This window comes from Bacillus sp. FSL W7-1034, from assembly GCF_038593365.1.
Lineage (GTDB): Bacteria > Bacillota > Bacilli > Bacillales > Bacillaceae > Bacillus > Bacillus altitudinis.
Genome location: NZ_CP151989.1, coordinates 2283591 through 2305490 on the forward strand (window position 1 = coordinate 2283591; position 21900 = coordinate 2305490).

Sequence of the window (21900 nt, forward strand, 5' to 3'; positions counted from 1 at the left end):
TCAACGTGTTTGAGTGTTTTCAATATATTGTTTCAACTTTAAAAATTGGTCATTTTGCGGATCTTGTTTTAATGCTTTTTCGATGAAGTCGTCTGCTTCCGCTGTCTCGCCTTTTTCTACATACAACAACGATAAGTGATACAATTTATTCGGCTCATTTGGATCTTTTTCAAGCGACTTTTGCAAATACTCAATGGCCTTGTCAAGATGTCCAAGCTGTGCTTCGGAAAGCGCATATATATGAAGTGCTTCAGCTGAGGCATCCTTTTGCTTTACATATTCCTCTAGACGCTGACTTGCTTCGCTATAGTTCTTTTCATCAAATAAACTCGCTGCCTCGCTAGTTGCCGCCGCTTCTTTTTGATCGTCTGAATGAAACCCTGTATACAATCCAAAGCCGCCAATAAGGAGGAGAAGAAAACTAGCAAGAAGCATTTTGACAGGCTGAAACTGTTTAGGAAGACGGACCGCTAAAGCGGCTAAAAATCCCCCAGCGAGCCCCCCAAGATGCCCTGCATTATCAATCCCTGATACAGTGAAACCTATCCCTAAATTGATGAGGATAATCACAATAATATTTGTCCCCATTGTACGAAAGAAGAGCTTCCGGTTAGAGATCGCTAAATATAGCAATGCGCCTAAACAGCCAAAGATCGCACCTGATGCTCCTGCTGCGATGGCTGTATTAAACACAAAACTCGCTATGGAGCCAAAGATGCCGGAAACTAAATAAATCAGCAAAAATCTTCCTGAACCATAAATTCTCTCAACAGCTGCTCCAACGGACCAAAGAGCAAATGTATTAAAGAGTAAATGCGTCAAACCAATGTGTAAAAACATAGGTGTCACAAAACGCCACCATTCACCCTCTAAAATCAGCACATTATTTTTCGCACCGAATGCTGTTAAAGTGGCTGTATTTGTACTTCCACCAGATAATTCAAGTAAAAGAAACATCACCACTTGAACTGCGATTAACAAGTAGGTAAAAATCGGTCTGCCATTTTGAAAAACGGCCCGTTCTCGTTCACGTTGCTTTTCCTGATCTTGAAATGCCTGAAGCACGTTCATTTTAAGCTGCATCACATTTTCGGCTGTATCTGCCTTCGCCTCTTCTACATCAATCGAGAGTGATGTATTCAGCCATTTTTGCAGCTCGTGTCCATCGTTTTGAAGGGTTTCTTCATTCAGTAAAACAGGTGTCACCGTCACCTTTTGTTGTTTTTGCGGTTGACCGTTTATGTCTTCCCAATCATCTACTGGATGATCAGCTGTAAATTGTAGCTGCAGGAGATGGAGAGAACGTTTACGCATGGCTTCTCTCAACTGATTCATCCGAAAGGCCTGCTCTTCCATATCTCGAACGATCTCCTGTCTAAAATTCACATCTCTTCTATAGAGACGGATGAGATCATATCCTGAGTTTCGTGGTGCTTCAAAAAAGATTTCATCTTCTGGGTACGGACTTTGAATCATCTCGTATCCTTTTTGTCTGAGTTCATCAATCACTCGCCAAAATAGACTATCTATGACATTCATTCATTCGCGCTCCATTTTTTACATTATTATAGCAAGAATTACTCTTATACGCATTTCTCAACAAAAAAATCCCGGCTTTTGCGGGATTAGAATGCTTGGCGAATAAATTTCGTCCGAAAATATGGGATTTTCATCAGCCATTTAATAAAAAAGTGACGCACTTGGTTTTGACCTAAGATCAAATTCATGAGCCGATAACGATTTTGCACAAGAACGAATGCAAACAGTGTGAACACAATGCTCCAAATCATTTTATTCATCATATTCCCTCCTATGTTCGTATCGTGGCTTAAATAGGATTTGTTTATGCATGAACCATCATTTTTATCGCTGACAATGGCGCGTCTTTTATTAATCAGTTTTCACAGCCTAATCCCATGTTCTTTTGATTGAATATAAAACTCTTCTCCATACTCTGTTTGAAGATAAGCTACATCAAATTGTTGAAGGTCAATCAAATCCTTGAACGTATGAGGCAGTTTACCATTCCACTCTAACTCTTCGATCTTATGCGGGAAGTTGTGATCGTTTGGATTTGGTGTATGGATATATACTGCGTCTAATGCAGGATCTTGTTCGTAAATACTAATCCATGTTTGATATGGCTTTTCAAAACCTTCAAGCAGCTTGAGTGTTCTATTGTACAAGGCGACATGAGCTTTAATATGCTCTCTTCTTATTTTCAAGCTATTTTTCCCAACACCCCAAAAATCAAGATGGGTATGAAAAAAATCGAACCAATAATCATGATCAAGTTGTAAGTCAAAAGTATTCACTTCCTCCCACAAATTACGGAAGTATCTTTTCTTTCCTCGAAATTTTTTCATATATGACTCCTGCTAGCTAAAATGCCATGAGCTAATGAAACGATCTCAACACAAAAAGCCCGTTTTTGGACAATGAGCGGGCTTTCACTTTTGATATAACGTACCTTTTTCACTGACAATCATAGACACCGGTATGTCGTGCGCTTCAGCCGGAATATGACTCGTCTGCTGTAAAGACAAACAAAGGGCAATGGTTACGCCGTGGTAGTCCGCTAAGTAGCGATCATAATAGCCCCCACCAAACCCAATCCGGTAACCACGTTGATCGAAGCACACCCCAGGGACAATGATCAAATCAATGGCTTCTTTATGTACAGCTGTAGACTCAAGAGGGTCTGGCTCCAATAGCCCAAAATAGCTGGATGTCATCTTTGTTTCGGGTGTATATTCATAAAACACCATCTCTTTTGTTTTCGGAAAACAGGTGGGAATACAAACTGTTTTTCCTTCTTCCCACGCTTTTTCAATCAGAGGCATTGTCGGTATTTCTTTTCCCCTAGACATAGTCAAAGCAATCGTTTTCGCCTGTTTCCATTCTGGCAGTTGCAACACGTGTTCATGAAGTAGAGAAGCGTGGCGATTGAACTCTTCAGCGCTTATCTGATCAAGCATGGCCAATGTTTGAAGGCGGAGCTCCTTTTTCATACAGGTTCATCTCCCATCATAAAAAAACAGCAGGAAAATTCCCTGCTGCTTACTTTGTTTCACGATGTAAAGTTTGTTTTTTATCACGTGAGCAATACTTTTTGAATTCAACGCGATCTGGATTGTTTCGCTTATTCTTTTTAGTAATATAGTTACGCTCACCGCATTCAGTGCAAGCTAGAGTAATATTTACGCGCATGTTTTTCCCTCCAAACTAAAATCAATTCACATTCAGACCTAACTATAATACCACTTCTAGCTAAGGAATGCTAGAATGTTTTTTCACCAATTTCATTTTTCAATGCATTCCACCCGCATCCTGATCCATATTGGTCTGGTCATGTGATGAAAAATCGCCTTCTCCCCTATAAAAACACGTTCTTTGTCGTACTGTATACATGAGAACCCCCTCTTTGTTCCACAGCTTTTTTTCATCTGATCCGTCTTCTTTTATTTTAACAGCGGGCAAGGTTTTCATACTTGGTTTCCCTATAAAAAGAAAAATGATGAAAAAAAGGTGATTTTTTCAGCAATTCCTTTTGAAACTAGCTTTTTTATGGTATAAAAAAGAAGGGTCGAAAACTGTCTGAAACAATCATGAGAGCCTTTTTTGGCTTTCAGCATTAAAATATGAATAAAAGGTGATGAAACATGGAAATTGCAATTATCGGATTGCTTGTTGTCAGTATTGTACTGATCGCATTCTCATATTTTCAAAGAGAGCCGATTAAAGAAGTCGAACAGGAACTTGAAACACTTCAACTATCTGCAATGCAAGAAATCTATAAACTGAAAAAGAAAATGAAGGTTCTTGAAGAAGAATTGCTTGAAACAAACATCGTTGTCCGCAAGCATTCAGAAATTGATCCATCTATTGCAAGACAAATCATTTCAAAGCATCAAAATGGCATGTCTCCTGAGGCGATTGCGCGCGCTGAGCATGTATCTGTAGAAGATGTGAACATGATCATTAAAGACAACGAGAGGGTGCTTGTATGACGAAAAAAAGCATCCAAACGTTTGCAGCAGGTATGATTCTTGCAACTGGTGTTCTGGCGATCGTCTTTTTCCTTACTGGAAAAGATGAAGCGGCAGCTGATTCTACAACAAAAGAAACCCTCGCAGCGAAAGTGACAGACACTGACGTGAAAAATTACTTAGACTCTAAAAAAGAAGTCTCCGTCAGCCGTGAAACATATCAACAACTTCTTGATTATAAAGAAAAAGCGCTGAAAGCAAATGAAGACGGCGATTCTCAGAACGATAAACAAACAACGGACAAACCAAAAGGCAAAACGGTTAAATTCGTGATTAAAAACGGTATGAGCACAAGTGATGTTTCAGACATGCTTGAAAAGGACGGAATCATCAACTCGTCTAAAGATTTTAATGATTACGTGATAGACGCAGGCTACCATAAAGAAATTCGTGCCGGCAAATTCAATTTAAAAACAGGTATGACATTTAAACAAATTGTCAAAGCCTTAACAAAATAACATCAAAAACCCCCTGGCGGCATTGACCTCCAGGGGGTTTTTGATTATCCAAATCGTCCTGATATATAATCATTTGTTCTTTGATCATTTGGCTCTGAGAACATCACATTCGTATCATTGACCTCAACAAGCTCGCCCATCAAAAAGAACGCTGTTCGGTCTGATACCCTTGCCGCTTGCTGCATATTATGCGTCACAATGGCAATCGTATATTTCTCTTTCAGTTTCATGATTAATTCTTCAATCTTTAATGTTGAAACAGGATCAAGCGCAGATGTTGGTTCATCCATTAATAGAATATCCGGGCTTGTGGCAATGGCTCTTGCGATACAAAGACGCTGCTGCTGACCGCCGGAAAGACCTAATGCAGGCGCATTTAATCGATCTTTCACTTCATCCCAAAGGGCAACATCACGAAGCGCTTTTTCAGCGATTTCTTTCAATTGCTGCTTGCTCTTCACCCCGTGAATTCTTGGCCCGTAGACGACATTATCAAAGATAGATTGAGGGAATGGGTTTCCTTTTTGAAAGACCATCCCGACGTTTTTACGCAGTTCCACTAGATCGACACGGCCTTTTAAAATATTGTCACCGTTATACATCATATCCCCGGTGATTTTCACACCTGGCACTGTTTTGACCATGAGATTTAAGGTCTTTATAAATGTTGACTTTCCGCAGCCGGACGGACCGATAATCGCTGTGACCTCATGCTCTTTAATGTCTAAATCAATATGCTTCAGTGCGTGATGCTGTCCGTACCAAAGGTTCATATCATTCACACGAAACACTTCTTTTTTGGCTGTTTCAGTTGCTACTGCATTCATCAAAATCCACCCGCCTTATCCGAATCGACCATTAATATAGTCTTCTGTTTTTTGCTGCGCAGGACGTGTAAAGATACGTTCAGTCGCATCGTATTCCACTAGATCACCGTTCAGGAAAAAGGCTGTATGATCAGATACACGTAACGCTTGCTGCATATTGTGTGTGACAATGACAATCGAATAATCATGTTTTAATTCCGATAATAGTTCTTCAATTTTTGCATTTGAGATCGGGTCTAAGGCAGAAGCCGGTTCATCTAATAAAAGCACGCTAGGTTTCATCGCAAGGGTACGTGCAATACAGAGGCGCTGCTGCTGGCCGCCTGATAATGATAAAGCAGAGCGGTGCAAGCGATCTTTGACCTCATCCCATAGCGCTGCCTTTGTTAAGCTTTCTTCTACGGCATCATCAAGCACTGATTTCCTTTTTTCACCCGCATATTTTAGCGCATGCGTAATGTTGTTGTAGATAGATTTAGGAAATGGATTTGGCTTTTGGAAGACCATCCCGATTTCTCTTCTTAAATTCACCACATTAATACGGTCATCCAAAATATTTAACCCTTCGTACATGATCGCCCCTTCACTTCGTGCACCTGGAATTAGGTCGTTCATGCGGTTAATGCTGCGTAAAAAAGTCGATTTTCCGCACCCTGATGGGCCGATTAATGCCGTAATTGCATTTTTTTCAATTTCAAATGAAATTTGATTGACTGCTTTTTTTTCACCATAATAAATACTTAAATCCTGCACCTGTAGAATCTGTTCCGCTTGAAGTGGAGCCTTTTTTGCTGCAATCTCTTTTTTTTCTGCTAGCATTTGAACCATATCCCCTTCACACCTCTCACTATTTATTTTGACGTAAGCTTCTTATGAATAAATGAACCAAGCCATCTAGCTGCTAAGTTGAATACTAATACAGAGAGCACAAGTACGGCTGATGCACCATTTGCAATGGCCTCTGCATCTGGAATAATCCCCTGTGTATTGACGTTCCATATATGAACGGCTAATGTTTCTGCCGGTCTAAAAATATTGAGTGGTGACGTATCGGAGAAAGGACTCCAGTTTGTAAAATCAAGACGCGGTGTTGAAAGACCTGCTGTGAAAAGAAGAGCAGCCGCCTCACCGAAAACTCTTCCCGATGCTAAAATCGCTCCGGTAATAATGGATGGAATCGCACCTGGGATCAGAACCGTCTTCACTGTATGCCACTTTGTCACACCGAGCGCAAGCGATGCTTCCTTTTGATCCTTCGGTACAGATCGAAGTGCATCTTCTGTCACCCTGACCATCACTGGCAGATTAAAGACAGTCAGCGCAAGGGCTCCTCCGATAATCGTATAGCCCCATCCTGTTAAATTAACAAACATCAGCAAACCAAACATACCGATGACGATCGATGGCAGAGACGATAACACTTCAATACATGTACGAATAAAATCAGTCACTTTGTTTTGAGGTGCATATTCTGCCATGTACACCCCGCCGCCCACGCCAAGAGGCACGGTAAACAGCATCGTAATAAATAGAATGTAAAACGAGTTAAACAGCTGATCCCTAATACCGCCACCAGAGCCAATCGCACTTGAGCGGGTGGTCAAAAAGTCAAAATTTAATTCTTTGGCACCGTTGAAGATGATATAAGAAAACAAGCCAACAAGTATCGCCGTAATAATGGCGGCACATAATCCAAAAACGATTGTGGCAAAACGATCGGTCATTTTGCTATTCATTAAATCTTCCTCCTAGATGACAAGTATCTGATAATGAGTATGAACATAAATGATACAACTAGAAGGACAAGTCCCATTGACCAAAGTGTATTGTTTTCAACACTTCCATACGTTGTATGTCCCATGTTTAACGTAATAATGGTTGTTAATGTACCAGCTGTGTCCATAATACTTTCTGGTAGATTACGCGTGTTTCCAATGACCATCTGAACGGCAAGGGCTTCTCCAAATGCTCTTGCCATTCCAAGCACGACCGCTGTCATTAATGTTGGCAGCGCTGCCGGTACAAGAACACGTCTGATCGTTTGCCATCTTGTTGCGCCTAATGCATACGATCCCTCACGTAAACTTTTTGGAAGTGAAGCCATTGCATCAGTTGCAATGGATGTAACAGTTGGCAGAATCATAATAGACAGGACAATCGTTCCTGCTAACACACTGTGCCCTGAACCGCTTGACTTAAAGTGTCCAATAAACGGCACCAATACTGTAAGACCTATGAATCCGTAAACAACGGATGGAATCCCTACAAGCAGTTCAATCACTGGCTGGAGAATTTTCCGTCCCCATGCAGGCGCAATTTCTGTCATGAAGATCGCTCCTGCGATGCCTAGCGGTGCTGCTATGAGTGCTGATAGAAGCGTGACAGCGATTGATCCAAAGATAAATGGAAATGCGCCGTATTGCGGATTTTCTGCTGTAGGGTTCCAATTGATACTGGTTAAGAACTCAATTGGGCTTACACCATTTACGATGAAAGATTGTAAACCCTTAATGCCAAGGAAGATTGTGATGGCAATTGATACAGCAATCATTAAGAATGCGCAAAATTTCACCAAAATACTTCCTCTTACTTCATCCATTTGCCTATTTTTTTTCGAGCTGATCAGTCGATCGCTCGCTTCTGTATGTTCTATCTGTTTCATCTTTTTCTACACTCCTATGAATGTCATAAAAGGAAAAGTGAAAAGCTCCACTTTTCCTTCATCATCAATTCAAGACCTTTTACTTATCTGTTTGTTTGCCTGTTGCGTCTCTTTCTACTTTCATATTAGAGACTGAGATGTAGCCTTGGTCTTTAACGATTTCTTTTTGTACTTCGTCACTCATCAAGTAATCTAAAAATTGTTTTGCTAAACCTTCTGGCTCACCTTTTGTATAAGAGTGCTCGTATGCCCAAATTGTATATTTACCGCTTTCTACATTGCTTTCTTCTGGTTTCACACCATCAATGCTAAGCGGTGTAATTTTGTCATCTGTTAAATAGGAGAATGCTAGGTACCCAATCGCACCTGGTGTTTCTGCAATCAACTTTTTCACTGTGTTTGAAGAATCCTCTGTGATTCCTTCTGCAGGTGTCGCGCCGTCAAGTGCATATTTCACAAATGTTGCACGAGTTCCTGATGAGTCTGGTCTGTTCACAAGTGTGATTTTTTGGTCTTTCCCGCCAAGCTCTTTCCAGTTTTTGATTTTACCAGTGAAGATTTTTTTCAATTCGTCCTTTGTGATGTCTTTGACACCAACTTCAGGGTTAACAGCTGCCGCCATTCCAACAACTGCTACTTTGTGGTCTTTTAAAGCTTTTGCGTCGATTCCGTCTTTCTCTTCTGCGAATACATCTGAGTTCCCAATTTGTACAGATCCTTCTGATACTTGAGAAAGTCCTGTTCCTGAACCGCCGGCTTGTACTTGAATATCGGCTTTTGGATGTTTATCCATGAATTTTTCTGCTGCCGCAAGAACTAAAGGCTGCATCGCAGATGATCCTGAGATGGTAATGGAACCTGATGCCTCATCTTTGTTTGAAGCATTTCCTTTACTGTCTTTTGAATCTCCGCTTGAGCTGCTGTTTCCGCATGCTGTGACGAATGCTAACAATGCGATAGTAAGGAAAGTAAGCAGCCATAATTTGTTCTTTTTCATTTCAAGAATACCCCCTGAATAATTTGTCCTACGAGTAATACATTAAAGGTTCTTTATTAATTTCGTTTAAATGGAATGTTAAGGTTTTGTAAATGTCGAAGATTTGTAGAGAAATTGCGGGGTTTTTTATGATTTTTGTCAATTTATATCGAAAAGTTTGAAGAAAATATAAAAAAACGCCCACAAAAAGTGAGCGTTTTTACCTAGAAAAGGTCTAGTTATTTGTTTCTGCTTCATTTTCAATTTTGTTTTTGTTCTTCGCTTGTGTATCATTGCTTTCCTGTTTTGATTTCAGTTCAAAGTACTTGTCTAATACTTGTTCACCAATATCATTTGTAATCGGATAGCGCTGGTTGTAATCTTGATACACCCAAGGCACGACAACTGAAATCGCTACTTCTGGATTATCAGCAGGCGCATACGCAACAAGTGTTGTGTTATACGTTGGTGTGCCGCGTTTGCTTTTAATCGGGCCGTCATAGAATGATTGAGCGGTCCCTGTTTTGCCAGCTGGATTGTATTTTTTGTTGCCAAAGTTCGAATATGCTGTCCCTCTTGGGTTCTGCATCACAAGCTTGAATCCTTGCTGTACGCGTTTGATCTCATCACTTGTCATATCGAGCTTATTCAGTACATCCGGCTTGATGGACTCTGTTACAGCCCCAATGCCTCTTTGCGGATCTGGCTCTCTCACTTCTTTTACGAGCTGAGGACGTAAACGATAGCCGCCATTGGCAATCGTTGAGACGTATTGCGCCATTTGCAGCGGTGTAAACGTGTCATATTGTCCAATCGCATAGTCAAGTAAGAGACCGGATTGTGTAGACGTTCCACGATAGCCAGTTGCTTCGTTTGGCAGGTCAATACCTGTCTCCACTCCAAGACCAAATTTACTAAAATTGTAACGGAACGTATCAAACGCCTTTGTATCAATTGGGAGCGGCTGATTCTTACGATATTCCCCTTTCCCAATTGCAATCGCTGTTTTAAACATATACACGTTTGATGAACGTTCTAGTGCGGTTAAATCATTAATGAGTCCCATATTTTGATAGGATTTTTTCGGCGGTGACTGAGCGATATATAGCGGTTCATCGTATTGGGTGCTTCCAATATGAAGGACGCCTGTTTTATAACCTGTCAGCACAGTTGCCCCTTTTACTGCTGATCCCATCGCATATGATGATGTCATCGTTCCTAGTGCATAGTCATCAAATTTGTATGTCCCATTCTTATTGGTAATCTGTTTACCCGCAATCGAGAGCACTTCCCCATTTCTCGGGTCCATCATGACAACAAACGCACGATCAAGAAGTTCTGTGCCACCTCTTTGCTTCGCACTTTTCAAGTTCTTTTCGATGATTTTTTCCACCGCTTTTTGCAGCTGAATATCAATCGTCAGCACAAGGTCTTTCCCGCTCTTTCCTTCTGTTAACACTTTAGAGCTTGTGACATTGCCTTCTTTATCCGTTGTACTTTGTTCTTTTTCTTTTTGACCTTGCAGGACATCTTCATATTGATATTCAAGATAGCTTTTTCCTACACGATCATTTCGGCTGTAGCCGAGTGATAGATAATGTTCAAGCAGTGACGACGGAAGACCTTCATCACTTGAAGACACACTGCCGAGCATACTGCGGAGCAGTCCTTTATAAGGATAGCTGCGTGACCAGTCTGTTGTGACATCTACACCTGGCAGCTCGTCCAAATGCTCAGAGACGTAAGCAATTTCACTTGGTTTTACATCTTCATTTTTAATGAATTGAGGCGTAAGTGCATAGCCTGCATCCATTTGTCTTTTAATCGCAAGCACTTGCAAATCTTTTTTCGTCAGTTGATTTAATTCCTTGTCTGTGATGCGTTTCAGCTGGAGCTCGTATAGTTTATCATCAGAGACCTTATCGTCACCCTTTAAATCGGCTTCTTTTTGAACAAGCTTTTTCGCTTCATTCGGATGGGTTAAGATCCAGAAATCTTTTTTATCACGATCTGTGATTTTCTTCGTACTTACGTGAATCATATCCGCTAATTTTGTTGCCACTTTGAGCCGCTCTTCTTGTGAAGTCGTCGAGGTTCTCGTATATGTAATGGCATTTAGCGCTTTATTGCTGACAATCGTGTTATAGTTTCGATCATAAATTTTTCCGCGCGGAGCAGATGAGCTGACATTTACGTCTTCTTGTTTTTCTGCCTGCTTTTTATAATCTTCTCCATTCACAATCTGCACAAAACCGAGTCTGACCACAACACCGGTAAAAATAATGAACGCAGCTAAAAATAATAAATTCAGCCGGATCGGAAGTGTTTTGCGCCCTTCCTTCGCGTCTTTTTTGTTTTTCTTGTTTCTCATCACATCACCTTTTCTATCAAGAAAGAAATGGCACCCCTTTTTGTGTATAAAAGGTGCCATCATCATTTTAGCGGTTTTTCTATCATTTATCTAGAAATTTGATGTTCCATTGGTAAGAAATTTTACCTTTCTCCCTTCATAAGGTTCGTTTGAGAAACAGGCTTTTGACCGTCAGCCTCTTCTATATCAGCTGTTTTCTCTTTTAAATGAATGTCCTTTACAAAATAATAAATAAGGGTGTGCCCCGCTCCGAGTACGACAAGTGACGCAGGAATCCCAAGCCGATCGCCCAGTAAGGTGACAGATAAAAGAAAAAAGACAATCGAACAAATACGCCCTGCATTTAAAAATAGTTCTCTGACGACAATATATTCAATTCGGGCTTTTCTTGCATATCTGGCATGACCGATGACATCGTAAGTTAAAGAGACATACGGAACAAGCAGAAGCGGGTAGCCGATCGCAATGGCTACAGCGTACATAAGCAGTGATACATAGGACAAGTGAAAGACGATTAAAAATAAAGCGCCGTATAAAATAAGCCCGCCAAACATAATCGCTTTTTTGCGCCATTTTTTCTTAATCAAACGGGTAGCAAAAAAATAGGCGAAAAAGGCAACACCTGAATTGACTAGACCAAATGTGCCTAAAGCAAGCTCACTGTTTGTTGCAATAAACACAAAGACACTGATTAAAAAGACAAACACGCCTTCACGGAGCCCCTGAAAAAAGTGAGCAGTTGTGATTTTACGCCAATTCTCGTCCGCATGGCGCTCTTTCCAAATTTGCTTAATGATAAATTTTCCTTTTGATTGTCTCCTCTTGAGGAAAAAACTCATCACAACCGCTAATGAAAACAAAAAAAGCGATAAAGTGAAAATCACTGTATAGCCTGTATCATCCGTTAATTGAGAAATCACAATTCCTGCAATGAGCGGCCCAATCATACCAGCTGTAGAGGTAAGCACTCCTAAAAATCCATTAAAGAAATCCCTTGTTTCAGGTTCAGTAATTTCAAAAGTAAGCACGTTAAAGGCAAGCCAGTAAAAACCATAGCCGATTCCAAGCACACTGCCTAATAACACGAGCCGAGCTGCCGCTTGCTCTCCTGCCATGAGAACAATTAAGTAAAAAGCGGCTAAGAAGATGACACCGAAACGAAGGACAAATGCACGATCTATTTTTTTAGCGAGCCGACCAGCAAATAAAAAGGTAATGGGCTGAAGGACAACTATCGCCAAGTTATAAATCGCAAGGTCTGTAAATCGCCCAGACTGTTTCCATAAATACACGTTCACAAACGTATTCGAAAGCGCAATCGCAAGTGCGTATAATCCGCCAATCGTGAGGAGGAGCAATAAATCTCTTGTGACATCCATATCCCCGAACATTTTCTTTAATCTGCTCATATCATTCATTCTCCTTTTCTACACAATAGTCTGTCTCATCAAAAGGCAGATATGTAAAAAAAGGAGGGAAAATATAAAAAGACCCGCTCTCAGAGAGAAGCAGGTCTTTTCAAATCAAATCATTTATTTAGCTTCGCTGTAAAGGCGAGCCACTTCATCCCAGTTCACAACATTCCAGAATGCTGAAATGTAATCAGGACGACGGTTTTGGTAGTTTAGGTAGTAAGCATGCTCCCAAACGTCTAGTCCTAGGATTGGTGTTTTTCCTTCAGTTAAAGGAGAATCTTGGTTTGGTGTGCTTGTGATTTCAAGTTTGCCATTGTTCACAACAAGCCATGCCCAACCAGAACCAAAGCGTCCTGCAGCTGCTGCAGCGAAATCAGATTTGAATTTTTCAAATCCGCCTAATTCTTTTTCGATCGCATCTGCAAGTTCACCAGTTGGTGCGCCGCCACCGTTTGGTGAAAGAAGCGTCCAGAATAATGAGTGGTTCGCATGTCCTCCGCCATTGTTACGTACAGCTGTACGAATGTTTTCAGGCACAGAGTTCAAGTTAGCCACTAGCTCTTCAATTGATTGATCTTCAAGAGCTGATACACCTTCGATTGCTTTGTTTAAGTTTGTTACATAAGTGTTATGGTGTTTTGTGTGGTGAATCGTCATTGTTTCCTTGTCAATATGTGGTTCTAATGCATCGTAAGCATATGGTAATTCTGGAAGTTTAAAAGCCATGGTTAAATTCCTCCTTAGAAATGTATGTACTGAAATGCTTCCTTAGTAAGCAAGCAATTCACCCTAATCAAAGAGTATCAAAAGAAACGGCTTGTTTCAACGTTATTGCTCATGATCTGAAACATTTCAGTGTTTATTTTGTATTTAACCCTTCAGAAAGAGTGTTAAACACCGATTTTCCATTTAGCGAAGCACATAAAACAAAAAGATTCCCAGCATCAGTGCTTGAATCAACCCTTTTGCAAATACGCCTGACACAAAACCAATTAATGAGCCAAGCCCAACTTTCACACTTGTCTTCAGATCTTTTTGATGAACGAGCAGCTCTGCGATGACACTGCCGATAAATGGACCAATGATAATTCCAGCAATCGGAATCACAAAAGGACCGGCTAAAAGCCCAATGGTACTTCCCCAAATGGCCGCCCGGCTGCCGCCAAAGCGTTTCACCCCAATCAGATTGGAGACATAATCCGCGGCAAATAACACAGCTGTAAACATGGCTTGAATGAGCCAAAAGGTGAGCGTCAATTTCTCAAAGCTAAAAAAGAGCCCATATAAAATAAACCCAAGAACCATGAAAACCACACTAGGAATGATTGGATAGACAAGTCCCACAAACGCAATGATAAATGCACAGCCGATCAAAATCCAATACAGCACGTCCAATCCGCTGCCGCCTCCTTTTTATATGCTGTATACATTATGCCTCATTCCTTCTATCTTAACCAGTAATGAAGGCCGTACTTGTACTGGATGGATAGACATTGATACAATGTGAGAAATAGAAAAGCATGTAGGAAGTGAATCGGTTGAACGTATTTAGTTTATTGTTAAAAGGAATTTATTCACCAAAAGATATTGCCAGAGCACGTTTTACTGGGATTGGAAAGGCCATTTTATTCATCTTTATCCTTTCGATCATCGCAGCTGTCCCCCAGGGCTATCATATGAGCCAAGAGATTTCAAATGCGATGTCAGGATTTCAACATGTGATTAAAAAAGATTTACCCGACTTTTCCATTGAAAAAGGAACGCTTCAAGCGGATCAAAGCACACCGATCGAAAAAGAAGAAAATGGCATCACGATTATCTTTGATCCCGCTGAAAAAATAAAATCAAGTGAGCTTGAATCAAAACAAACAGCCATTGCGTTATTGAAAGAAAAAGCAGTGATTGCCATTGACGGACAAATGACAGATATTCCATACCAGCTGCTTGGCGGAACACTCACAAAAGATGAACTTGCCAGCGTCACAAGCCAGAATCAAGCGATCATTATCCCTGTCATTTGTGTCCTGCTGTACCTATCTACTGCTGCTCTCATGTTCATCAGCGCAACATTCCTAGCCATGCTTGGCACATTTATTAAACGAATGCAGCAAAAAGAGCTGTCCTTTCAAATGCTTTGGAAGCTCTCTGCCTATTCACTCACATTAACAACCGTCTTTTTCGCCATCATGAGTGCATTAAACACGCCGGTTGCAAACTCATTTTTATTAAATTGGGTGATTAACTTTATTTTCTTATATCTTGTCGTTAAAGAAATACCTGCAAAAAAATAAGCTCCCTCATTTTGGGGAGCTTTTTTATTTGTTTTGACCCTATGACTCATCTGGATGGATGATCGCAAACAAATAGTGATCCTCCCACTTATCATTGATCTTTACTTTTTTACGATGAAGTCCCTCATTTTCAAACCCTGTCTTCTCAAGCACACGAATGGAACCAATGTTAGATGGTTTTACGCCAGCCTCAATGCGGTGAAGGTACAGTTCATAAAAGGCATAATTGATAATCAAACGAATCGCCTCTGTCATATACCCCTTCCCGCCTTGCTTTTCATCAAGTACATATCCAAGCAAAGCCCCTTGAATGGGTCCTCTTTCAACAGAATTGAGTGAGATCGTTCCAATTAATGCATCTGTTTCATTTAAGAAAATACCGTGCATATAGGCTTCATCTTTTGCACGCCTTTGCATACTGCGGTTAATCCGTTCCTTTTGACGAGGTACAGTAAAAAAATCATCCTGAACCAAAGGTGTAAATTGCTGAAAATAGGTGCGGTTTTCTCGTTCAAGTGTTAATAGTGCTTCTGCATCACTTTCTGTTAGTGTTCTTACATATATATGCTGACTGATTTTCTTCATATACTCTCCCCCTGTTTTGATTTTATCATAATAAAGAAAGGGCTTAGGATTGCTTTTTCCAAACTTTTTTCACTTACAAGTCATACTAGAACTCACTAGAACCACCCTTCCTAGCTTTTTCACTCTTTTTTGTTCTATCAACTCAGGGACATGCATAATCTGAAGTAAACTCTTAAAAGCGGTGAGTAAAATGCGGCGAATTATTTTTTTACTAGTCAGTTTGTTTGTCCTCTTTATTATCTTTTTTGATTTAAAAAATGGAACGATCCCCGTTCAGGAAGGCCCTGCTGTTCCCGCCAGCGCCTTTCAAACAGCTGAAAAACAGGCATATAAAACTGTCACTGTTAAACAAGGACAAACCGTCGTCTCTATCGTGCATACAAGTAAGCCATTAGATGAAGTGATCGAAGACTTTGAAGCACTGAATCAAGGCGTCAAAGCGAACGAAATTCGGGCAGGCAGCACATACAAGTTTCCGGTCTATAAGAGATAAAACGTTAATTCCTTGTCATTCATACAAAGAGACTGTTACAATATGAGATGTAAAACACGTCGTACACTGCAAACGAATTGCATGTACACTAAGGAGCGATTGACAAGTGAGTGAAGTCACACATCGTACAAAAACGCGTCCCGTCAAAGTGGGACCTTTAACTATAGGTGGAAACAATGAAGTCGTCATTCAAAGTATGGCGACAACCAAAACACATGATGTCGAAGCGACAGTAGCTGAAATTAAACGTTTAGAAGAAGCTGGCTGTCAAATTGTGCGTGTCGCATGCCCAGATGAGCGTGCAGCAAATGCGATTGCGGACATTAAAAAACAAATCAACATCCCCCTTGTTGTCGACATTCATTTTGACTACAAGCTTGCACTGAAAGCGATTGAAGCAGGTGCAGACAAAATTCGTATCAACCCAGGAAACATCGGAAGACGAGAAAAAGTCGAAGCTGTTGTGAAAGCTGCAAAAGAAAAAGGCATTCCAATTCGTATTGGGGTAAACGCTGGTTCGCTCGAGAAAAAGATTCTTGATAAATACGGCTATCCAACAGCAGATGGTATGGTTGAAAGTGCACTGCATCACATTAAAATTTTAGAAGACCTAGACTTTCATGACATCATTGTCAGTATGAAAGCATCTGATGTAAACCTTGCGATTGAGGCATACGAAAAAGCAGCAAAGGCCTTTGATTATCCTCTTCATCTTGGGATTACAGAATCAGGTACGTTATTTGCAGGTACGGTCAAAAGTGCAGCTGGTCTTGGCGCAATCTTGAATATGGGGATTGGTAACACACTCCGTATTTCATTAAGTGCTGACCCGGTCGAAGAGGTCAAAGTGGCACGTGAATTATTAAAATCATTTGGCCTTGCATCAAATGCAGCAACACTCATCTCATGTCCAACTTGTGGACGAATTGAAATTGACCTCATTAGCATTGCAAATGAAGTCGAAGAATATATTTCTAAAATTAAAGCACCGATCAAAGTAGCTGTTCTCGGATGTGCTGTAAACGGTCCAGGTGAAGCGCGTGAAGCTGATATCGGCATCGCTGGCGCTAGAGGTGAAGGCCTCTTATTCCGCAAAGGTGAAATCGTTCGGAAAGTGCCAGAAGAAACAATGGTCGAAGAACTGAAAAAAGAAATCGATAAAATCGCTGAAGAACATTATGCAAAAATGGAAGCTGAAAAAGCAAAACAAGCGAACGCATAAAAAAGAACGCCTGACATCACTGTCAGGCGTTTTCTGTTCCTGTCCTGTTAAAAGAACGGGGTGATAAAGATGCCGAGGATGACGGAAACGATTCCGATCCCGATTGACCACGCGCCAAGCGCATGTGCTCCTTTTCTTCTTGCAATATAACCAACGACGATTGCCGCTACGCCTAATAGCACCGGCAAGACAAATAATGAGATAATCGCAATCGCGAGTGCTGTATAGCCTATCCCCTTACTGCCTGAATCGTCACCTACATGGTCACGTTCTCTTCTGTCTTCACGATCTCTTGATGCTTGATATGGCTCTGCTATTTCAGCAGCTGTTTCCTCTAAATAGCCATCATCATTACTAAAGTGTGTGTCGATTTCACGATCATTTCTTCTGAAATCTTCGTCTCTTTCCATGATCAATTCCCCCTTTTGGTTAATAGAAAGGAGCTTTTTTAGTATGAGCAAAAATGTCTGTTTCATGTTTGCTAAAACTTGCTGGAATTGTGAATTGATTATGTTACACTTTAAGAGGATAAATATGAGGAGTGTGGGCATGTTACGTTTAGGAATTGATATCGATGGCACAGTCACGGCGCAGGACACCTTTGTCCCCTACTTAAATGAGTCGTTTCAATGTGACATCACACTAGATGATATGACGGAATATGATTTGACGAAGCTTTTAAAGATTTCAAATGAAGAATTTTGGGGCTGGATGAATGAGTATGAGCCTCTTATTTATAAACAGGCAAAGCCTGCCGAGGGTGCAAAAGAAATCCTCAATCAAATGAAACATCATCATCAATTGATTTATATCACAGCCAGAAGGCAGCATCACTCAGACATCACCTACAAATGGTTTGAGGAGAACCATGTCCATTACGACGATATCGAGCTTGTTGGCGGACATCATAAGGTGGAAGCTGTTCAAAAACATAAGATCGATGTGTTTTTTGAAGATCACCATGGCAATGCCACAATGATTGCAAAAGAAGCTGACATTCCAGTGATTCTGTTTAACTCACCGTATAATCAAATGCCAATTGATGAACGGATCATTCGCGTTAATAACTGGCAAGAAGCATCCCAATGGATCAAACAGTATGAAAAGCGACTGCAAACTGCTTACTAAAACAGATCAAAAGCCGATACGTTTTTAATGTATCGGCTTCAGATTGTTGACAAAGGGCTAAAATGAACTTGATTTTAGCCTTTTGTCTTCTTTTCAGCGTGATAGAAAACCTTTGCAGCCCTAGGAAGGACGAGTACTGGCGCGGAGCGAATTTGACATTCGTGAGCACCGGCACGCAGGACTGACAAAGAATGCGACGGTTTGTCTACACGCTGAAGCCGATCCGTTTAATGTATCGACTTTTTGATTGTACGATAATGTCCTTCTTTTATTAAAAAATGATAAAGTGCACCCATCATACCTGCCTGATTGAAGTAATAGCACGTTTCCAGTGTCACCTGTATGTTTTTCCATGCATGCAAAGTATGTAAATGTTTCTCAATGTTTGGAATCAAATCGGGCCTTGCACTCACGCCCCCGCCAATGAGGATTTTCTCTGGATTGAGAACTGTTGCCACATTGTAAATACCAATTGCGATTCGTTTGTACCACTGATCGATCATCTTCTCAATGGCCGGATCATGCTTGGCTTTTTCAAAGATTTCTTGACCGTCGATTTGCTGACTTTGTGGAATGCCCTGCTGCTCTTTGTAGCTTCGTATCAATCCAGCTGTCGAAGCACTGCTGTTGAGTGTGGTAAACTGACCATTTTCTGTTTCTGTCAGCATCATACCAAATTCACCGCCGCGAAAAGAGGCACCGCGCACAAGCTCGCCACCAGCAAAAATACCACCGCCGACACCAGTCCCAAGCGTCATACATATAAAGCTGTCACACTCTTTCGCATGACCACTAAATTTTTCAGCCAGAGCTGCACAGTTCGCATCATTTTCTACTTCTACACGAAGTGATGTTTTTTCTTCCAAAAGCGTTTTGACATTTTGGCCATTTAAAGCAATAATCGCTCCTGCAAATTCCGTATAACCCGTTTGACTGTCAACAAAACCCGGAAGACTCATCGCAATCCCTTTGATATCCCAAGTCCTTTGATACTCTTTCACCACGTTCTCCATGTCCTCTAAAAACGGCTCAAGTTGTCGGCAGTTTGTTACGTAGTCGCCGCTCGTGATCAGCTCACCATTTCGATCCATGACCCCATGCTTTGTTTTTGTTCCGCCTACATCGAAAACAACATAATACGCCACCTTTGACCACTCCCCTATTTCAAAAGACTCAATGATGTTTCAATAGATGATCTATTGTTCTCATTGTAATGAAACAGCTATCCTTTGTAAAACGTTTTCAAGATCACAAAACAAAAAGCCAGCCCATCGGCTGGCTTCTTTCATGAATGAACTTCTTTCGGTTCGCAAGAAGGACACGTTCCGTAAATTTCAAATTTATGTCCGCTAATGTGATAATCCTCTAGATCAGCATCAAGCTTGTCCATAGGGCAAGCGTCGATTTCCTTTGTTTTACCACACGTCAAACAAATAAAGTGATGATGATGGTGGGAAAACGAACATTTAAAACGGAACAGTTTCTCCCCTGATAATTCCGTTGTCTCTAATATCCCAAGATCTTCATATAAAGACAGGTTTCGATAAATCGTATCAAAACTAAGCCCTGGGTAATCTTCACTTAATGCTGTTAATACATTTTTAGCGGTCAAGTATTTATCAGAATCAGAAAACAATTGAAGCATATCTTCACGTTTGCTTGTATATTTATAGCCTTTTTCCTTTAATAAATCAAGCGCTTCTTGTACGTTCATGATGATTCCCCCTTCTGAATTTCCCAATACTAATACACCCGATTAAAATCAAGATAGACAGCATCACAATGGTTCCACCCGGCGCTAAATCAAGATAATAACTTAAAATCAAGCCGACCATGACAGACAATTCCCCAAATAAGATGGAAAGGAAAATCGCCTGTTTAAACCCTTTGGCAATCCGAATACTTGCCGCAACTGGCAGTGTCATGAGTGCGGACACTAGGAGTGTACCGACAATACGCATCGATGCTGCGATGACAAGTGCAACGACTAAAATAAAAATAAAATGAATCCACTTAGCTGAAATACCAGAAGCCTTCGCATGTTCTTCATCAAAAGAAAGCAAAAACAATTCTTTATACAAGAGCACAACCACTAATACAACGACCAGTGAGATCCCAACAATAATCCAAAGATCGAGTCTTGAAACCGCACTGACACTTCCGAACAAATAACTGAACAAATCTGTATTAAAACCATTTGCAAGTGAAATGAAAATAACAGAGATCCCAATACCACCCGATAAAATAATGGGAATCGCCAGCTCCTGATAATGTTTATACACAGAGCGCAGACGTTCGATAAACAATGAGCCAGCCACAGAAAAAGCCATTCCTAAGTAAAGCGGGCTAACCCCTGTCAAAAGTCCAAACTTTTTATCAAGGAATAAACTTGCCGCTATCCCAGCAAGTGACACGTGACTAAGCGCATCTGCGATGAGAGAGAGCCTTCTCACGACAATAAATACACCAAGTAAGGGCGCAATAAAGCCGATCAGCATACCTGCGATAAACGCATTTTGTAAAAATTCATAATGAAAAAATGGAAATAGCATTATTCATGTCCCCCATGATGGTGATGATCGTGATGAATCACTTGAATGTCATGTCCGTAAAACTGAGAAAGCGCCTGATCATCCATCGAATCAAACGTTTCCGCATCTCCATGAAAATGAAGTGTCTGATTTAAACAAGCCACATGCGTGACTTTGTCAGAAACGGTTCCTACATCATGTGTAACGAGAATTAAAGACATTCCTTTTTCTTTGTTCAATGTTTCTAACAGCTGATAAAAGCCCTCTACTGTTCTTTGGTCTACACCTACAGTCGGTTCATCTAAAATAAGCAGCTTCGGCTGACTGACGAGTGCACGGGCAATAAATGTACGCTGCTGCTGACCGCCTGAAAGCTCACCAATGTTTTGATGTTTTAAGTCTTGTATGCCAACTGAGCGGATCGCCTCATCTACTTGAAGCTTATCCTGCTTACTCATGCGTTTGAATAAACCAATCTTCGCCGTTAAACCACTTGCCACGACCTCGTATACAGAAGCAGGAAACCCTGTATTAAAGCTATTCGCCTTTTGAGAAACAAATCCAATTTGATCCCAGTCTTTAAATTTTTGAGCTGGTGTGCCAAAGAGCTTCAATTCTCCCTGCTGGGGTTTAATCAAGCCAAGCAGGCATTTTAATAAGGTTGTTTTACCAGATCCATTCGGTCCAACAAGTGCTAGAAAGTTTCCTTCCTCTACTGTTAAATGAATGTGATCGATGACATTTCGCTGTCCATATGAATACGAAATGTCCTTCATTTCAATAATTGGCTTTGCCATAAATCTTTCCACCTTTAATCCAATATAAAAAGAATGATTACGATTTATACAACAAAAAGAAAATGGCAAAAGCCATTTTCTTTGTCAATACATAT

At 40.8% G+C, this 21900-nt stretch carries 26 protein-coding genes; 6 read left to right on the top strand and 20 right to left on the bottom strand.

From position 1 onward, the window contains the following. The 5 genes from NST73_RS11750 to rpmG all read right to left on the bottom strand — a co-directional run bounded on the left by NST73_RS11750 (position 1) and on the right by rpmG (position 3210). Positions 1 to 1539: a rhomboid family intramembrane serine protease gene (locus NST73_RS11750; RefSeq protein WP_056705265.1), complete on the bottom strand. Its 1539-nt coding sequence runs from the start codon at positions 1537 to 1539 to the stop codon at positions 1 to 3. 86 nt (positions 1540 to 1625) lie between these two features. Then, a complete protein-coding gene (locus NST73_RS11755; protein ID WP_017367602.1) occupies positions 1626 to 1799 on the bottom strand; it encodes a hypothetical protein in 174 nt (57 codons plus the stop codon). 102 nt (positions 1800 to 1901) lie between these two features. Beyond that, entirely contained in the window at positions 1902 to 2366 is a 465-nt protein-coding gene (locus tag NST73_RS11760) for a hypothetical protein (protein ID WP_061419592.1), read from the bottom strand. 84 nt (positions 2367 to 2450) lie between these two features. Beyond that, a complete protein-coding gene (locus NST73_RS11765) occupies positions 2451 to 3011 on the bottom strand; it encodes a 5-formyltetrahydrofolate cyclo-ligase (RefSeq protein WP_342499105.1) in 561 nt (186 codons plus the stop codon). Positions 3012 to 3060: 49 nt separating this feature from the next. Beyond that, a complete protein-coding gene (gene rpmG, locus NST73_RS11770; protein WP_008360061.1) occupies positions 3061 to 3210 on the bottom strand; it encodes a 50S ribosomal protein L33 in 150 nt (49 codons plus the stop codon). Positions 3211 to 3662: 452 nt separating this feature from the next. On the opposite strand from rpmG, the gene NST73_RS11775 reads away from it, so the two are divergent. Continuing rightward, the gene (locus tag NST73_RS11775; RefSeq protein ID WP_003217285.1) at positions 3663 to 4010 is read left to right on the top strand and encodes a hypothetical protein; all 348 of its coding nucleotides are present in this window, start codon (positions 3663 to 3665) and stop codon (positions 4008 to 4010) included. Then, positions 4007 to 4507 (top strand): endolytic transglycosylase MltG, encoded by a 501-nt coding sequence (locus NST73_RS11780; RefSeq protein ID WP_008342335.1) that lies wholly within the window; start codon positions 4007 to 4009, stop codon positions 4505 to 4507. The genes NST73_RS11775 and NST73_RS11780 overlap by 4 nt, the downstream gene beginning before the upstream one ends. A 44-nt stretch (positions 4508 to 4551) precedes the next feature. Here NST73_RS11780 and pstB (NST73_RS11785) read toward each other — a convergent pair whose 3' ends face one another. The 9 genes from pstB (NST73_RS11785) to NST73_RS11825 all read right to left on the bottom strand — a co-directional run bounded on the left by pstB (NST73_RS11785) (position 4552) and on the right by NST73_RS11825 (position 14153). Then, positions 4552 to 5334, bottom strand: coding sequence for a phosphate ABC transporter ATP-binding protein PstB (gene pstB / locus NST73_RS11785; RefSeq protein ID WP_024422991.1), 783 nt, complete (start codon positions 5332 to 5334; stop codon positions 4552 to 4554). A gap of 15 nt (positions 5335 to 5349) precedes the next feature. Beyond that, positions 5350 to 6153 carry a phosphate ABC transporter ATP-binding protein PstB gene (gene pstB, locus NST73_RS11790; protein WP_186365908.1) on the bottom strand — a complete coding sequence of 268 codons (804 nt, stop codon included), beginning with the start codon at positions 6151 to 6153 and terminating at the stop codon, positions 5350 to 5352. Between the two features lie 32 nt (positions 6154 to 6185). Then, complete coding sequence (gene pstA / locus NST73_RS11795; RefSeq protein WP_007501259.1) at positions 6186 to 7070, bottom strand: phosphate ABC transporter permease PstA; 885 nt, start codon at positions 7068 to 7070, stop codon at positions 6186 to 6188. Then, entirely contained in the window at positions 7070 to 7996 is a 927-nt protein-coding gene (gene pstC / locus NST73_RS11800; protein WP_017357999.1) for a phosphate ABC transporter permease subunit PstC, read from the bottom strand. Before pstC ends, pstA begins: the two co-directional genes overlap by 1 nt. Before the next feature lie 79 nt (positions 7997 to 8075). Beyond that, a complete protein-coding gene (locus NST73_RS11805; protein WP_017367609.1) occupies positions 8076 to 8993 on the bottom strand; it encodes a phosphate ABC transporter substrate-binding protein in 918 nt (305 codons plus the stop codon). A 214-nt stretch (positions 8994 to 9207) separates the two neighbouring features. Next, on the bottom strand, positions 9208 to 11343 hold the full coding sequence (locus tag NST73_RS11810) for a penicillin-binding protein 2 (RefSeq protein WP_326110720.1): 2136 nt from the start codon (positions 11341 to 11343) through the stop codon (positions 9208 to 9210). Positions 11344 to 11465: 122 nt separating this feature from the next. After that, positions 11466 to 12752, bottom strand: a complete 1287-nt coding sequence (locus tag NST73_RS11815) for an MFS transporter (protein ID WP_008342348.1) — start codon at positions 12750 to 12752, stop codon at positions 11466 to 11468. A 123-nt stretch (positions 12753 to 12875) separates the two neighbouring features. Continuing rightward, positions 12876 to 13484: a superoxide dismutase SodA gene (sodA, locus tag NST73_RS11820; protein WP_007501264.1), complete on the bottom strand. Its 609-nt coding sequence runs from the start codon at positions 13482 to 13484 to the stop codon at positions 12876 to 12878. 183 nt (positions 13485 to 13667) lie between these two features. Further along, the gene (locus tag NST73_RS11825) at positions 13668 to 14153 is read right to left on the bottom strand and encodes a DUF456 domain-containing protein (RefSeq protein ID WP_007501265.1); all 486 of its coding nucleotides are present in this window, start codon (positions 14151 to 14153) and stop codon (positions 13668 to 13670) included. Between the two features lie 143 nt (positions 14154 to 14296). Here NST73_RS11825 and NST73_RS11830 point away from each other — a divergent pair, with 143 nt between their 5' ends. Beyond that, complete coding sequence (locus tag NST73_RS11830; RefSeq protein ID WP_342499106.1) at positions 14297 to 15049, top strand: DUF1189 domain-containing protein; 753 nt, start codon at positions 14297 to 14299, stop codon at positions 15047 to 15049. 39 nt (positions 15050 to 15088) lie between these two features. Here the strand turns inward: NST73_RS11830 and NST73_RS11835 are convergent, their stop codons facing one another. Then, positions 15089 to 15634, bottom strand: a complete 546-nt coding sequence (locus tag NST73_RS11835) for a GNAT family protein (RefSeq protein WP_342499107.1) — start codon at positions 15632 to 15634, stop codon at positions 15089 to 15091. Positions 15635 to 15824: 190 nt separating this feature from the next. On the opposite strand from NST73_RS11835, the gene NST73_RS11840 reads away from it, so the two are divergent. Both NST73_RS11840 and ispG read left to right on the top strand, forming a co-directional pair. Next, positions 15825 to 16127, top strand: coding sequence for a hypothetical protein (locus NST73_RS11840; protein WP_007501268.1), 303 nt, complete (start codon positions 15825 to 15827; stop codon positions 16125 to 16127). Between the two features lie 106 nt (positions 16128 to 16233). After that, a complete protein-coding gene (gene ispG / locus NST73_RS11845; RefSeq protein ID WP_008342357.1) occupies positions 16234 to 17349 on the top strand; it encodes a flavodoxin-dependent (E)-4-hydroxy-3-methylbut-2-enyl-diphosphate synthase in 1116 nt (371 codons plus the stop codon). 47 nt (positions 17350 to 17396) lie between these two features. On the opposite strand, the gene NST73_RS11850 is transcribed toward ispG, so the two are convergent. Further along, a complete protein-coding gene (locus NST73_RS11850; RefSeq protein WP_008342359.1) occupies positions 17397 to 17759 on the bottom strand; it encodes a DUF308 domain-containing protein in 363 nt (120 codons plus the stop codon). Positions 17760 to 17898: 139 nt separating this feature from the next. Here NST73_RS11850 and NST73_RS11855 point away from each other — a divergent pair, with 139 nt between their 5' ends. Beyond that, positions 17899 to 18477 (top strand): nucleotidase, encoded by a 579-nt coding sequence (locus tag NST73_RS11855; RefSeq protein ID WP_008342361.1) that lies wholly within the window; start codon positions 17899 to 17901, stop codon positions 18475 to 18477. A 227-nt stretch (positions 18478 to 18704) separates the two neighbouring features. Here NST73_RS11855 and NST73_RS11860 read toward each other — a convergent pair whose 3' ends face one another. From NST73_RS11860 to NST73_RS11875, 4 genes are all read right to left on the bottom strand, one after another. Beyond that, the gene (locus NST73_RS11860) at positions 18705 to 19622 is read right to left on the bottom strand and encodes an ROK family protein (protein ID WP_284725471.1); all 918 of its coding nucleotides are present in this window, start codon (positions 19620 to 19622) and stop codon (positions 18705 to 18707) included. Positions 19623 to 19762: 140 nt separating this feature from the next. After that, a complete protein-coding gene (locus NST73_RS11865; protein WP_003217433.1) occupies positions 19763 to 20191 on the bottom strand; it encodes a Fur family transcriptional regulator in 429 nt (142 codons plus the stop codon). Beyond that, positions 20169 to 21029, bottom strand: a complete 861-nt coding sequence (locus tag NST73_RS11870; RefSeq protein WP_007501274.1) for a metal ABC transporter permease — start codon at positions 21027 to 21029, stop codon at positions 20169 to 20171. The genes NST73_RS11865 and NST73_RS11870 overlap by 23 nt, the downstream gene beginning before the upstream one ends. Then, positions 21029 to 21805 (bottom strand): ABC transporter ATP-binding protein, encoded by a 777-nt coding sequence (locus NST73_RS11875; protein ID WP_008342368.1) that lies wholly within the window; start codon positions 21803 to 21805, stop codon positions 21029 to 21031. The genes NST73_RS11870 and NST73_RS11875 overlap by 1 nt, the downstream gene beginning before the upstream one ends. Positions 21806 to 21900: the final 95 nt, after the last annotated feature.

What these genes read in the sequence shown, in the direction of transcription:
- NST73_RS11805 (WP_017367609.1), bottom strand. Translation starts at nt 8,993, where the DNA reads ATGAAAAAGAACAAATTATGGCTGCTTACTTTCCTTACTATCGCATTG.
- pstB (WP_186365908.1), bottom strand. Translation starts at nt 6,153, where the DNA reads ATGCTAGCAGAAAAAAAAGAGATTGCAGCAAAAAAGGCTCCACTTCAA.
- NST73_RS11840 (WP_007501268.1), top strand. Translation starts at nt 15,825, where the DNA reads ATGCGGCGAATTATTTTTTTACTAGTCAGTTTGTTTGTCCTCTTTATT.
- NST73_RS11855 (WP_008342361.1), top strand. Translation starts at nt 17,899, where the DNA reads ATGTTACGTTTAGGAATTGATATCGATGGCACAGTCACGGCGCAGGAC.
- NST73_RS11755 (WP_017367602.1), bottom strand. Translation starts at nt 1,799, where the DNA reads ATGAATAAAATGATTTGGAGCATTGTGTTCACACTGTTTGCATTCGTT.
- NST73_RS11765 (WP_342499105.1), bottom strand. Translation starts at nt 3,011, where the DNA reads ATGAAAAAGGAGCTCCGCCTTCAAACATTGGCCATGCTTGATCAGATA.
- NST73_RS11875 (WP_008342368.1), bottom strand. Translation starts at nt 21,805, where the DNA reads ATGGCAAAGCCAATTATTGAAATGAAGGACATTTCGTATTCATATGGA.
- NST73_RS11835 (WP_342499107.1), bottom strand. Translation starts at nt 15,634, where the DNA reads ATGAAGAAAATCAGTCAGCATATATATGTAAGAACACTAACAGAAAGT.
- NST73_RS11815 (WP_008342348.1), bottom strand. Translation starts at nt 12,752, where the DNA reads ATGAGCAGATTAAAGAAAATGTTCGGGGATATGGATGTCACAAGAGAT.
- NST73_RS11775 (WP_003217285.1), top strand. Translation starts at nt 3,663, where the DNA reads ATGGAAATTGCAATTATCGGATTGCTTGTTGTCAGTATTGTACTGATC.
- rpmG (WP_008360061.1), bottom strand. Translation starts at nt 3,210, where the DNA reads ATGCGCGTAAATATTACTCTAGCTTGCACTGAATGCGGTGAGCGTAAC.
- NST73_RS11865 (WP_003217433.1), bottom strand. Translation starts at nt 20,191, where the DNA reads ATGAACGTACAAGAAGCGCTTGATTTATTAAAGGAAAAAGGCTATAAA.
- pstA (WP_007501259.1), bottom strand. Translation starts at nt 7,070, where the DNA reads ATGAATAGCAAAATGACCGATCGTTTTGCCACAATCGTTTTTGGATTA.
- NST73_RS11810 (WP_326110720.1), bottom strand. Translation starts at nt 11,343, where the DNA reads ATGAGAAACAAGAAAAACAAAAAAGACGCGAAGGAAGGGCGCAAAACA.
- NST73_RS11870 (WP_007501274.1), bottom strand. Translation starts at nt 21,029, where the DNA reads ATGCTATTTCCATTTTTTCATTATGAATTTTTACAAAATGCGTTTATC.
- pstC (WP_017357999.1), bottom strand. Translation starts at nt 7,996, where the DNA reads ATGAAACAGATAGAACATACAGAAGCGAGCGATCGACTGATCAGCTCG.
- NST73_RS11850 (WP_008342359.1), bottom strand. Translation starts at nt 17,759, where the DNA reads ATGGAAAGAGACGAAGATTTCAGAAGAAATGATCGTGAAATCGACACA.
- sodA (WP_007501264.1), bottom strand. Translation starts at nt 13,484, where the DNA reads ATGGCTTTTAAACTTCCAGAATTACCATATGCTTACGATGCATTAGAA.
- NST73_RS11760 (WP_061419592.1), bottom strand. Translation starts at nt 2,366, where the DNA reads ATGAAAAAATTTCGAGGAAAGAAAAGATACTTCCGTAATTTGTGGGAG.
- NST73_RS11750 (WP_056705265.1), bottom strand. Translation starts at nt 1,539, where the DNA reads ATGAATGTCATAGATAGTCTATTTTGGCGAGTGATTGATGAACTCAGA.
- NST73_RS11780 (WP_008342335.1), top strand. Translation starts at nt 4,007, where the DNA reads ATGACGAAAAAAAGCATCCAAACGTTTGCAGCAGGTATGATTCTTGCA.
- pstB (WP_024422991.1), bottom strand. Translation starts at nt 5,334, where the DNA reads ATGAATGCAGTAGCAACTGAAACAGCCAAAAAAGAAGTGTTTCGTGTG.